This window comes from Methylobacterium sp. Leaf99 (assembly GCF_001422375.1).
In the GTDB taxonomy this organism is placed as follows: Bacteria; Pseudomonadota; Alphaproteobacteria; order Rhizobiales; family Beijerinckiaceae; genus Methylobacterium.
In genome coordinates this window covers 100,899-113,271 of sequence record NZ_LMMU01000008.1, presented here as the reverse complement: position 1 = coordinate 113,271, position 12,373 = coordinate 100,899, and the positions used below count along the sequence as shown (strand labels likewise).

12 protein-coding genes are annotated in these 12,373 nt (G+C 70.3%); 7 read left to right on the top strand and 5 right to left on the bottom strand.

Annotation, left to right across the window (positions count from 1 at the left end; all coding sequences use genetic code 11):
* Positions 1–69: 69 nt before the first annotated feature.
* The 5 genes from ASF28_RS15530 (at position 70) to ASF28_RS15510 (ending at position 5,468) form a co-directional block, all read left to right on the top strand.
* The gene (locus tag ASF28_RS15530; protein ID WP_056094478.1) at positions 70–1,050 is read left to right on the top strand and encodes an aldo/keto reductase; all 981 of its coding nucleotides are present in this window, start codon (positions 70–72) and stop codon (positions 1,048–1,050) included.
* Positions 1,051–1,061: 11 nt separating this feature from the next.
* Positions 1,062–1,586, top strand: a complete 525-nt coding sequence (locus ASF28_RS15525; RefSeq protein WP_056094476.1) for a SixA phosphatase family protein — start codon at positions 1,062–1,064, stop codon at positions 1,584–1,586.
* An 85-nt stretch (positions 1,587–1,671) separates the two neighbouring features.
* On the top strand, positions 1,672–2,859 hold the full coding sequence (locus ASF28_RS15520; protein ID WP_056094473.1) for a hypothetical protein: 1,188 nt from the start codon (positions 1,672–1,674) through the stop codon (positions 2,857–2,859).
* Positions 2,860–2,962: 103 nt separating this feature from the next.
* On the top strand, positions 2,963–4,402 hold the full coding sequence (locus tag ASF28_RS15515; protein WP_056094470.1) for a YcjX family protein: 1,440 nt from the start codon (positions 2,963–2,965) through the stop codon (positions 4,400–4,402).
* 7 nt (positions 4,403–4,409) lie between these two features.
* Entirely contained in the window at positions 4,410–5,468 is a 1,059-nt protein-coding gene (locus ASF28_RS15510; protein ID WP_056094467.1) for a YcjF family protein, read from the top strand.
* Here the strand turns inward: ASF28_RS15510 and ASF28_RS15505 are convergent.
* The 5 genes from ASF28_RS15505 to ASF28_RS15485 form a co-directional block, all read right to left on the bottom strand.
* Positions 5,452–6,003 carry an RBBP9/YdeN family alpha/beta hydrolase gene (locus ASF28_RS15505; RefSeq protein ID WP_056094464.1) on the bottom strand — a complete coding sequence of 184 codons (552 nt, stop codon included), beginning with the start codon at positions 6,001–6,003 and terminating at the stop codon, positions 5,452–5,454. The two genes, ASF28_RS15510 and ASF28_RS15505, sit on opposite strands and share 17 nt — an antisense overlap.
* Positions 6,004–6,145: 142 nt before the next feature.
* Positions 6,146–6,823, bottom strand: a complete 678-nt coding sequence (locus ASF28_RS15500) for a DUF883 family protein (RefSeq protein ID WP_056094461.1) — start codon at positions 6,821–6,823, stop codon at positions 6,146–6,148.
* A gap of 74 nt (positions 6,824–6,897) precedes the next feature.
* Entirely contained in the window at positions 6,898–7,293 is a 396-nt protein-coding gene (locus ASF28_RS15495; RefSeq protein WP_056094458.1) for a DUF3618 domain-containing protein, read from the bottom strand.
* Positions 7,290–7,685 carry a phage holin family protein gene (locus ASF28_RS15490; RefSeq protein ID WP_056094455.1) on the bottom strand — a complete coding sequence of 132 codons (396 nt, stop codon included), beginning with the start codon at positions 7,683–7,685 and terminating at the stop codon, positions 7,290–7,292. The genes ASF28_RS15495 and ASF28_RS15490 overlap by 4 nt, the downstream gene beginning before the upstream one ends.
* 11 nt (positions 7,686–7,696) lie before the next feature.
* Complete coding sequence (locus tag ASF28_RS15485) at positions 7,697–8,233, bottom strand: apolipoprotein A1/A4/E family protein (RefSeq protein WP_244475047.1); 537 nt, start codon at positions 8,231–8,233, stop codon at positions 7,697–7,699.
* Between the two features lie 405 nt (positions 8,234–8,638).
* Here ASF28_RS15485 and ASF28_RS15480 point away from each other — a divergent pair, with 405 nt between their 5' ends.
* Positions 8,639–10,060: an alpha,alpha-trehalose-phosphate synthase (UDP-forming) gene (locus ASF28_RS15480; RefSeq protein WP_056094453.1), complete on the top strand. Its 1,422-nt coding sequence runs from the start codon at positions 8,639–8,641 to the stop codon at positions 10,058–10,060.
* A 103-nt stretch (positions 10,061–10,163) separates the two neighbouring features.
* Positions 10,164–12,263 carry a glycogen debranching protein GlgX gene (gene glgX / locus ASF28_RS15475; protein WP_056094450.1) on the top strand — a complete coding sequence of 700 codons (2,100 nt, stop codon included), beginning with the start codon at positions 10,164–10,166 and terminating at the stop codon, positions 12,261–12,263.
* The last annotated feature ends 110 nt before the right edge of the window (positions 12,264–12,373 follow it).

Genomic DNA, 12,373 nt, shown 5'->3' with positions numbered 1-12,373 from the left:
GGCGAAGCCGGCCGGCCGGACCAGATAGAGCCCATCGCCGCGTCCCATCCTCAGCAGCGGACCGTTCCCATGAAGATGAAGAAACTCGGCCGCACCGGCCTCGACGTCTCGCCGCTCTGCCTCGGCTGCATGACCTACGGCATCCCCGAGCGCGGTCCCCATCCCTGGACCATGACCGAAGAGGCGAGCCGGCCGCTCCTGCGCAAGGCCGTCGAGATGGGCATCAATTTCTTCGACACGGCGAACTACTATTCCGACGGCACCAGCGAGGAGATCGTCGGCCGGGCCCTGAAGGAGTTCGCACGGCGCGACGACCTCGTCATCGCCACGAAGTGCTATTACGGCTTGAGCGACCGCCCCAATGCCGGCGGCCTCTCGCGAAAGGCGATCTTTTCCGCCGTCGATGCCAGCCTGACGCGGCTCGGCACCGACTACGTCGATCTCCTCCAGATCCACCGCTGGGATTACGACACGCCCATCGAGGTCACCCTGGAGGCGCTCCACGACGTGGTGAAGGCCGGCAAGGCCCGCTACATCGGCGCGTCCTCGATGTACGCGTGGCAGTTCGCCAAGGCGTTGTTCCTCGCCGACCGCAACGGCTGGACCCGGTTCGCGACCATGCAGAACCACTACAACCTGCTCCACCGCGAGGAAGAGCGCGAGATGCTGCCGCTCTGCGCCGATCAGGACATTGCCGTGCTGCCGTGGAGTCCCCTGGCGCGCGGGCGCCTGACCCGGGACTGGGACGCGTCGAGTGCACGCCAGGAAACGGACCTCGTCGGCAAGCGTCTCTACGACGCCACGGAAGCCGCCGACCGGGCCGTGGTCGAGGCGGTTGCGTCCATCGCCGCGGCCCGCGGCGTGCCCCGCGCCCAGGTCGCCCTGGCCTGGGTCGCCCAGAAGTCGCCCGTGACGGTGCCCATCGTCGGCGCCTCGAAGCCCGGTCACCTCGACGACGCCGCGGCGGCCCTCGACCTTGCCTTGACGGCGGAGGAAATGGCGGCCCTCGAGCGGCCGTACGTTCCGCACGCCGTCGTCGGCTTCAACTGAAAGGTCACCGAATGCTCCGTGTCCTGCTCCTGCGCCACGCCAAATCCGATCGTCCGGCCGGGATCGCCGATCTCGACCGGCCCCTCAACCCGCGCGGCCGGCGGAACGCGCCGCTCATGGCCGCCTACCTCGCCACGGAAAATCTGCGGCCCGATCACGTCGCCGTCTCGCCGGCCAAACGGACGCGGGAAACCTGGGAGCCGATCCACGCTGCCCTGAGCGGGCCGGAAGCGACGTTCGTTCCCGAGATCTACGAGGCGCCCGACGCCGCCCTCCTGGAGGTGATCCGCGCAACGCCCGGTGCGGCGCGGTGCCTCCTCATGGTCGGCCACAATCCCGGCTTTCAGGACGTGGCGCTCCGCCTCGTCGAGTCCGGACCGCGCGCGGCGCGCGGCCGCCTCGCCGAGGGATTTCCAACGGGCGCACTCGCGGTGCTGGATTTCGACGTCGAGACCTGGGACGAGATCCGCGCGGGCTCCGGGCGCTTGGAGCGCTTCGTGGCGCCCCGCGACCTCGACGCCGAAGAGGCTGCCTGAGCGCAGGCGGACCACGTCCGACGGGAATTGAACCGTTGCCGGGCGCGGCCGTTTCCCTGTTCCCCGGTCAAGCTCTCCGAGTGTCGTGCTCCTCGCATCCCTACTGGTCCTGACGGCGCTGGTGCCGTCCCTCGCGGGCGGCGTCGAGACCGTGCGCCGCGCCGTGTCGGAACCCGCCCGGGACTGGTCCGCCCTCGGCACGCCTCTGGAGGCGCCCCACTTCCTGGCGGAAAGTCGTGCGGTCTCGAACTGGCGAACGGAGGCGGGGACGTCTCTGCGTCCGGCATCCCTCGCCCTGGCGGCGCGTTGGTCCACGACAGAGCCGGCCTTCGTCGCCCGCTGCGTCAAGCTCAACAATTACTGGTGCATCAAGAAGGCGCGCTGGTCCGGCGAGATCGGTGCCGATGCCGAGGGTCATACGGGCTTCGCCACGGCGGCCGACGGCGCTGACGCGGCCGCGGGGCTGCTCCGGCGCTACTATCGCGACTTCAACCGGCGCACGGCCCTCGCCATCGTCAGGCGCTGGGCGCCAGCCGAGTGCCGGGGAACCCCGCCGACCGCTACGCGGGTGCCGACCGCCCTCGCGCCGCGCGGCCTCGGCGGGACCCTGCGGGCGCGTTTTCTCGCCCGCAACACGCGGGCCGGGATGCCGCGCCGGGCGCTCGCGGCGAAGGGCGGTCCCCTGCGGGTCCAGCCGTGGTCGCCCCTGGCGCGGATGGGCAAGCGGGTGCCTCCGGGATCGGCTCCGAAGACCCTCGCCTCCGTCTCGGCCAAACCACCGGCGACGCCCCGCCACGGGCTCCTGGTGCGGCCCTCCGAACTCCTGGTGAAGCCCTCCGTGATCACGGCCAGACCCTCCGTGCTCCTCGTCGAGCCGAGCGTGGTGCTGGGCAACGCGACCCGGGCCGTCGAGACGGCGACGGCCGGGTTGCAGAAGCGGTTCGTGGCCGAGTCCGCCGCCCTGCCGCCCCTCGTCGCCGGCCTGCACCCCCTCGATCTCAGCGTACCGACGCCGTTCTGCGGCACCGACGAGACCCGCATCCGCAACTACGCCGCGCGCATCGCCAACAGTGTCGGCCTGAAGGTCGAGGACGACCTCAACCTGTTCGGGCCGGACGGACGTCCGTTGCCGGCCCTGCGCGCGGTGATGCTCGCCATGTCGAGCGTCGAACTCGGCGCCCTCCGTGCCGGCCCCGCCCTGGTCGACGCGGCCATCGGCCGCCTCGACGCCGGTACCCTGGCGGCGGTGGGGCCGCCGGCCCCGATCCCTTGAGCCGTGACCTTGCGGGCCGGCCGCACCGGCGCCACCTCAGCCGGGCCGCCGCACCTCGTCTCCCGTACTCCCCAAGTCTCCCCGTATCTTCGATGAGTCGTTCATGAACAGCTTTGCCGCGCGTGCGGGTTCCGCGGTCAAGGCTTTCGCCGAGGCATCGAGCGACCTCCTGATCCAGCCGACCCTGCGGCTGGGCGTCACCGGCCTCGCCCGCTCGGGCAAGACCGTGTTCACGACGGCCCTGATCCACCATCTCGTCGAGGCGCACGCCCTCCCGGCCTTCGCGCCGGCCCACGAGGGTCGTCTGCGCCGCGCCCGCCTCGTGCCCCAGCCCGACGACGACCTGCCGCGTTTCCCCTTCGAGGAACACGTCGCGGCCCTGACTCAGGAGCGCCTTTGGCCGCGCTCCACCGACCGGATCAGCCAGTTTCGCCTCGCCATCGAGTACGAGCGCAAGGGCGGCTGGCGCTCGGGGCCGGGCACCCTGATGCTCGACGTGGTCGATTATCCCGGCGAATGGCTCCTCGATCTCGCCCTCATCGACCAGAGCTACACGGCGTGGTCCCGGGCCACGATATCCGGCACGCGCCGCAGCGGCCGGGCCGCCATGGCGGCGCCCTGGCTCGCCACCCTGAAGAGTCTCGATCCGAAGGCGCCCCTGGACGAGATGGTGGCCGAACGCGCCAGCACCGCCTTCAAGGCCTACCTCTCGGCGCTGCGCGCCGGCCCGGAATCCGTGGCGACGACGCCGCCCGGCCGGTTCCTCATGCCGGGCGATCTCGCCGGCTCGCCGGCCCTGACCTTCGCGCCGCTGGACAATCTCACCGACCCCCTCGACCCCGGCAGCCTAGCCGGCCTGATGGAGCGGCGCTTCGAGGCCTACAAGGCCAAGGTGGTCGAGCCGTTCTTCCGCAACCACTTCCAGCGGGTCGATCGGCAGATCGTCCTGGTGGATGTCCTCGCCGCCGTCGATGCCGGCCCGGCAGCCCTGGCCGAACTGGAGGAAGCACTCGATTCCGTGCTGCTCAGCTTCCGCATCGGCCGCAACACCATCCTGTCGCGCCTGTTCGCGCCCCGTGCCGAGCGCATTCTGTTCGCCGCAACCAAGGCCGATCACCTCCACCAAACCAGCCACGACCGCCTCGACGCCCTCCTGCGCCTCCTGGTGTCGCGGGCCATGCGCCGCACGGAAGCCGCGGGGGCCCGGGTCGGCACCGTGGCGCTGGCCTCCGTGCGCGCCACCCGCGAGACCACGATCCACGACGGCGCGGAAATCCTGCGCGCCGTCTCGGGCACGCCGGAGGCCGGCGAGTCCGTGGGCGACGAGACCTTCGACGGCTCGAGCGAGGCGGCGATCTTCCCCGGCGAGCTCCCCGAACGGCCGGAAGCGGTGCTGGAAGGCGCGGTGCCGCCCGGTTCCCTGCGCTTCCCGCGCTTCCGCCCCCCTCTCGTCAAGCCCGACGCCCTCGGACGGCCCGGCCACCTGCCGCAGATCCGCCTCGACCGGGCGATGCAGTTCCTCCTTGGCGACAAGCTCAGTTGAGTCCCGCATGACCTCCACGCCCCCGCCGAACCGCCCCCGGGCCTTCCGCATCCCCGCCACCGAACCGGCCGGGGTGACCGAGGGCGTCGTGCCGCCGCCGATGTCTCCGAGTCAGGTCCGCATCGTCGAAGAACCCTTTGAAATCGTCGAGGCGGCCGACGGCACGCCGGTGCCGGTGGCGCCGAAATCTCGCGCGCCGTGGCTGTCGATGCTGCTCGTGGCCCTCGGCGGGCTCGTGTCCCTCGGCGTCGGCCTCTCCATTGAGCGGCTCATCGCGGATCTCTTCAGCGCCGCCCCGTGGCTCGGCGCCGTCGCCCTGGTGCTTCTGGGCGTCGCGGCCCTGGGCCTCCTCGGACTTGTCGTGCGCGAACTCTCCGGCATCTGGCGCGAGCGCCAGATCGAACGCCTGCGGGCCAGGGCCGTGGAGGCGCTGGGGAGCCGCGACCACAGCGCGGCCCAGACGGTGGTGAGGGATCTCAGCGCCCTCTATGCAGGGCGCGCTGCCCTGGCCGCCGGCCGGACCCGCCTCGACACCCTCGGCGACGCCATCCTCGATGTCGACGACCGCCTCGGCCTCGCCGAACACGAGCTCCTCGCCCCCCTCGACCGCCAGGCGCGCCAAGCCGTCGCGACGGCGGCGAAGCAAGTGTCGGGAGTCACGGCGCTCAGCCCCCGCGCCATCGTCGACGTGGCGTTCGTGATCTTCGCCGCCGTGCGGCTGCTCCGCCAGATCGCCACCATCTACGGCGGGCGCCCGGGCTTCCTCGGCTTCCTGCGCCTCGCCCGCTCGGCCCTCGCCCACCTCACGGTGACGGGCGGCATGGCGGTGGGCGAGAGCATGATCCAGCAGGCCCTGGGGCTCGGCCTCGCCGCGAAGGTGTCGGCCAAGCTCGGGGAGGGCGTCCTCAACGGTCTGATGACGGCGCGGTTCGGCCTCGCCGCCATGGCGGTGTGCCGCCCGCTGCCGTTCGTGCGCGAGGAGGCGCCGCGCCTGTCGGATGTGGCCGGTGCGCTGTTCCGATCCGCCGGGGATGCGGACGGAGCCGGAATTAAAGGTTCTTCATGAACCCCGCGAGGCGCATCAGACCCTCCGGCCACGGCCCGTGGCCCGAGGCGACGTTGATGTGGCCGGATTCCCCGGCATCGACCACCACGGCGCCCCAGGAAAACGCAAAATCCTCGGCCCGCTCGTAGGCGCAGTACGGATCGTTGCGGCTCGCCACCACAAGCGACGGGAACGGCAGGGGATCGCGCGGCACCGGCGCGAAGGCGGTGACGCTGGCCGGAAGGTTCGGCGTGGTCTCGACATCGGGAAATGCCACCAGGATCGCGCCGCGCACGACGCCCGGCGGGAAATCCGGGGCCGCCTGCATGGCGGCCACCACACCGAGGCTGTGCGCGATGAGGAGAACGGGACGCTCCGCTTCCGACACCGCCGCAACGATGCGGGCGCGCCAAGCAGGGGCGTCGGGATGGTGCCAGTCGTCCTGCTCGACGATGCGGCCCGTGGACAGGCGCTCGGCCCAGCGGGCCTGCCAATGGCCGTCTTCGGAGCCGGCATAGCCCGGCAGGATGAGGATGTCGCAATCGCCGATCTTCATGGGCGATGCGATAGCGCCTCGATCCTGACCGGTCGAGCCCATCCCGTCGCGCCCGGCGGCGATCGATCCATCCCTCGACGAAAGAAGGGGCGGCGCCCTTTCGGACACCGCCCCTCACCATCGACCAGATCGCGCCGTCGCGTCAGTGCGGACGGGTACCCGGCGTCTCGGCGTAGCCGGTACCGCCCTGGGGCGCCGTCGCGCGCTGGGCGGCGGCCTGGAGGTTTTCCGGGTCGAGGGCGCTCGCGACGAACTCGCGTCCGCGATGGGTCACGTCGCGGGCGTAGCGGAGCCCCTGGTCGCGAACCTCGTCGGCCCACGGACCCACGGTCTCGTCTTCCTGCCGGGTGCGGGGCAGGAGGGCGCCGATGAGAAGGCCAGCGGCGAGGCCGACGACGCCGACGAGGAGGGGGTTCTCGGTAACGAAATCCTCGACGGCCGAGCGGCCATCGCGAAGACGCTCCGACCCGCGCTCGCCGAGATCCTCGATCCGGCGCCGGCCGGTGTCGCGAACATCGTAGGCCCGCTCGCGCAGATCCTGGGCCGTACCGGCCAAGCGGTCACGCACGGTCTGGGCCGTCTCGGACACCCGGTCCCGGACGTCTCCGGCGATGCCGGCGGCGCGGTTCGTCAGGTCGTCGGCGGTCTCGAGGGCCATGTCGCGCAGGTTGGTCGCGCCGGACCGCACGTCATCGGCCGTCGATCCGACACGCGCGTCGAGGGTGCGATCGTCCTGGTGGCCGCGCGGCATGCCCGCCGCGAGGGCGATGTCGTCGGGCAGGGAACGGGATTCGTCACCGGGCTTCGGGGAGTGGGACATGGGTGGCTCCTGCAGAGAATAGGCCCTTGGCACGGGCCGAAGTGGGATCGGACTCGGACTGAATCAGAGCCGGGTCAGAGTTGAGTCTCTTGGCCGAGATCCTTGACGGGATGGCGCGTCGGCAGATCCGGGTCGTAGACGCGGTCGGCTCCCGTCTGCACCACCGGCAGGCTGTCCTTCGCCTGGCGAACCCGGCGCTCCGTGGCGACGGCGGCGGCCGCGTCGGACGACATCCGGTGCAGGAGCCAGCCGACCCCGGCGGCGATGATCATCACCGGCACCGGGTTGCGGCGGACGGCGGCCAACGCCCCATCGTAGACTCCGATCAGCGGTGTCCGGCGGGCGTTGCCGAGCATCTCGTCGACGATGCTCGACACCGAGAGCCGTTCCTGGATCTGGTCGATGGTCTGGTCGAGGCGGGCGCGGCTCGCCTCGATGTCCTTCTCGAGTTCGTTCAACGATCCGCTCATCCGGAGACCCTTTCAGACAGTGCGCGGGCATCCTGGCGAACCTGACGCGAAGTCCGCACGGGAGCGAGGGTCGACAGCGACATGGCGTTGCGGCCGACCAGCGCCAGAATCACCGCGACGACGAGGAGCACGCCGCCGACGATGAGAGCGGCGAGCGCTTCCGAGTGGACCACCGTGGCGAGCCATTTCACCAAGGCGTCCACGAGGACGAACAGGGCGACGACGCCGAACACGGCGGCGCCCACGAGGAGCCCGAGACCGACGAAGAGCGAGCGGACGTTGCTCGTCATCTCGTTGCGGAAGAGGGCGATCTCCTTGCGGGCGAGTTCGTTGGTCTCCCGCAGGGCATCGCCGATGAGGCCCTGGATGCTGGGATTGGGTCCGTTCGACATGGGCGCCGGCCTCAGACGCCGTGATCGCGGCGGAGACCGGGTGCCGGCACGTCGCGCAGGGAACCGCCCCGGACCGGAACCTCACGGGCGTCGAAGTCACGCACGGCCGAAACGCTCGACGACTTGATGAAACGGGCCACGACGAACCCGGTCACGAAGGTGGCGACAGCCACGGCGACAGGGGCCCGGCGGGCGAGGGCCTCGGCATCCTCGTAGAACTCGGAGAAGCTCTTGTTCTCGATCTGCGTCCCGAGGTGCTCGAGGCCTTCCGCCGCGCTGTCGAAGAAGGCACGGATGTTGGGCCGGTCCTCGAAGGTCTTGCTCGAGTCCCGAACCGTGCGCGCGAGGTCGTTGACCGACTGGGCGGCGTCGCCCTTGCGGCGGTCGACATACTCCTCGGCGTGCCCCCGGGCCGCGGATACGAAGCCCCGGCCGCGCTCCACCGCCTCGTCGGCGATGCCCTCGACGTCGCCGCGCAGGGCTTTCCAGTCGGCCGTCTCGCGATTCGCCGCAGCCTCCGCCCCCGGCGCTCCTGTGGGTTGATTCACGTTCACGGTGATACTCCTCGGCGCTGATCGGTTGCGCTGTTGCCGCAGTTCAACAGCGCCCGTGGAGACAGGGTTCCGCACGGGCGAAACGGTGCGCGTCAGTCTCTGTTCAGGTCACGGCCCCTAGGAGACAAAAGCTTGGCCGAGGAGCCTCGCCGTGACGACCGGTTGGGACGATGAACGTTGTCGCTCTTTGCTTCGGCGGGTGTCCGGATCACGGGTGTGGCGGACCCTGGGCGTGCGTATTTTGCCGTGAGGCGGGCACGGGCGCCCCTTGACCGGGATAGTCTTAACGCGCTTGGCTGCAACCAACGGATCGCGCTCGGCTTCCGCGCGTTCACCCACTGTATCAGTCTGAGCGCGCGCGATTCCCGCGCCGCGCCCTGAGGACCGGAGCCGGCTTACGTGGCACGTCTCGTCATCGTATCGAACCGCGTCGCAATCCCCGAGGATGGTGGCAAAGCCGTTGCGGCCGGCGGTCTCGCCGTCGCGGTCAAGGAGGCCTTCACGGCCTATGAGGGGTTGTGGTTCGGCTGGAGCGGCAACGTCGTGGAGAATCCCTCCACGGAGCCGACCCTCATCGATCGGGGCCGGGTCCAGTACGCCGTCGTCGATCTCTCGCCCCAGGACCACCGGGAATATTACAGCGGCTTCGCCAACCGTGCCCTGTGGCCGATCATGCATTACCGGCTCGGGCTCGGCGCCTTCTCGCGCTCGGATTACGCCGGCTATCAGCGCGTCAACCGGATCTTCGCCCGGGCCCTCGCCGACCTGATCCAGCCCGACGACATCATCTGGGTGCACGATTATCACCTGCTGCCGCTGGCCTCCGAGCTGCGCGGCCTCGGCATCGCCAACCCCATCGGCTATTTCCACCACATTCCGTGGCCGGCGGCGGACGTGTTCAACACCCTGCCGGCGAGCAACGACCTCCTGCGCGGCATCGCTGACTACGACCTCATCGGCCTCCAGACCGATCCGGACGTTCACAACCTCACCCGCAATCTCATCGACGAGCTGCGCGCCATTCCGCTGGGCGGCGGCTCCCTGATGGTGGACGGGCGCCGTACCCGCATCCGCAGCTTCCCCATCGGCATCGACGTGGCGGGCTTCAAGGAAGCGGCGGAGAATGCCGGTGCCAACCGGACCGTGCGCGAGACCATGGCGGGCCTGCGCACCCGCAAGCTCCTCATCGGCGTCGATCGCCTCGACTATTCCAAGGGCGTGCCCGAGCGCATGGAGGCGGTGGAGCGTTTCTTCGCCTCGAACCCGGACCAGCGCGGCAACGTCGTCTACATCCAGATCACGCCGAAATCCCGGACGGAGGTTCCCGAGTACGAGGAGCTCAGCCGCGAGGTGAACGAGACCGTGGGCGAGATCAACGGCAGCTTGGGCGAGCCGAACTGGACCCCGATCCAGTACGTCACCAAGGCCTATCCCCGGCCCGTCCTAGCTGGGCTCTACCGTGCCGCCCGCGTCGGCCTCGTGACGCCCATGCGCGACGGCATGAACCTTGTCGCAAAGGAATACGTCGTCGCCCAGTCCGACGAGGACCCCGGCGTCCTCGTCCTGTCGAAGTTCGCCGGCGCGGCGCGGCAGTTGCCGGAGGCGCTCCTGGTCAATCCCTACGACCGCTTCGAAGTGGCCGAGGCCATCCGCACGGCGCTCTACATGCCGCGGGGCGAACGCCTGGAACGCTGGAAGCCGATGCTCGAGCGCATGACGCGCGAAGACGTCGACTGGTGGGCGCGCAACTTCATGACGGAGCTGGAGAACTTCCGCACCGTCGAGCGCGAGCCGCCGCGAGCAGCGGCGGCTGCGGAATAGGTTTCCGCGGCGGCCGCGGCGGAATAAGCCTTGCAGGACTCCATGCCGGGCGGCCGTCGCCGGCGTGGCTCTCCCTATCGCGGACGTCTCTGTGACTGACAGCATGATCGGCCTCGACGACGGCGTACCCGCGCCGCTCGGGGCCCATTTCGACGGCCGGGGCGTCAACTTCGCCCTGTTCTCCCAGAACGCCACCGCCGTGGATCTCTGCCTGTTCGAGCCGGGCGAGCGCCACGAGACCCGCCGCATCCGCTTACCCTGCCGCACGGACGATGTCTGGCACGGCCACCTGCGCGGCGTGTTTCCCGGTCAGCTCTACGGCTACCGCGTCCACGGCCGGTGGGACCCGGCCCATGGTCACCGTTTCAACCCGGCCAAGCTCGTCCTCGACCCCTATGCCCGCGAGATCCAGGGCCGCATCCGCTGGCACGACGCCCTCTACGGTCACCGGCGCGGAATCCTGCGGGAGGATCAGATCGACCGGCGCGACAGCGCGGCCTACATGCCGCGCGGCGTGGTCACCGCGCCGGAGGTGCCCGATCTCGCGGTCAGTCCCGTGCACCGTCCCCTGTCGCAGACGGTGATCTACGAGGCGCACGTCAAGGCGCTGACCCAGCTCCACCCCGACGTCCCGGAGGCCGCGCGCGGCACCTACGCGGCCCTGGCCCATCCGGCCATCATCGAACATCTGCTGAAGCTCGGCGTCACCGCCCTCCAGCTCCTGCCGATCCAGGCCTTTGCCGACGACCGCTTCCTCGGGGACAAGGGGCTGGTCAACTTCTGGGGCTACTCGCCGCTGAACTACTTTGCCCTCGAACCGCGCTACCGGGGCCCGGCCGGGATCGGCGGCCTCAAGGCGGCGATCCGCGAATTGGCGGCGGCCGAGATCGAAGTGTTCCTGGATGTCGTCTACAACCACACGGCCGAGGCCGATCATTCCGGCCCGACCCTGTCGTTCCGGGGCATCGACAATGCGAGCTACTACAAGCTCGAACCGGATGATCCGCGCCGGGAGCTCGATTGCACCGGCTGCGGCAACACCCTCGACCTCGACCACCCGAGGGTGATGCAGCTCACCCTCGATTCCCTGCGCCACTGGGTGACGGCCTACGGGGTCGCCGGCTTCCGCTTCGACCTCGCCACCAGTCTCGGCCGCGTCCCCCACGACTTCTCGGCGAAGGCCGCTTTCTTCCAGGCCGTGGCGCAGGACCCCGTCCTGTCGCGGGTCAAGATGATCGCCGAGCCGTGGGACATCGGGCAGGGCGGTTATCAGCTCGGCGCCTATCCGCGTGGGTGGAGCGAGTGGAACGATCAGTTCCGCGACAGCGTGCGCGGGTTCTGGCGCGGCGACCGGGGCGTGCTGTCGAAGGTCACGCAGGGGCTCTCCGGCTCGCGCGAGATCTTCGCCGCCTCCGGCCGCACGCCACTGGCCAGCATCAACTACGCCGCCTCTCACGACGGGTTCACCCTGGCCGACGTCGTCGCCTACGAGGACAAGCACAACCTCGCCAACGGCGAGGACAACCGCGACGGCCATGGTCACAACCTCACGCGCAATTACGGCGTCGAGGGGCCGAGCGACGATCCCGCGATTCTCGGGATGCGCGCCCGCCAGAAGCGGAACATCCTGACCACGATCGTCCTGGCCCAGGGCGTGCCGATGCTGCTGATGGGCGACGAGCGCTCGCGCAGCCAGGGCGGCAACAACAACGCCTACAATCAGGACAACGCCACGAACTGGGTCGACTGGGAGACCGATCCCGATCCGGCGCTCGGCAGCTTCGTCGCCAACCTGACCCGCCTGCGCCGGGAACAGCCGGCCCTGCGCCGACGCGATTTCCTCGATGGCGGCGCCGTCGAGGACGGCCCGTTGCGCGACGTGCACTGGCTGTCGCCCTGCGGGGCGGAGATGGACGGGAACGCCTGGGCCGAGGAAACCCGCCAGGCCTTCGGCATGCAGATCGGCAACGATCTGCCCAACGCCGACCGACTCCTCATTCTCGTCAACGCCGCCGAAGACCCGTGCGACTTCACCTTCGCGCCCGTGATCGGAGGGCCGTGGAGCCTGGTGTTCGACACGACGCGATCGACGGGCACGGTTCCGGAGGGCCAGACCCTGTTCCCGGCCGGCGCCCGCCTGCGCCTCGACGCCCGCGCGCTCTACGTCCTGCGGACCCGGCCGGCGACCTACGGACGATCGTAGCACCGGCGTCGCGACCGGCCGGAGATCCCGCATCGCACAAATCTATCGAGCTGGGCGGTTGCCGACGCGGCGGGACGCCTTACCTCGAAACGATGGAACAAGAGCGCGGC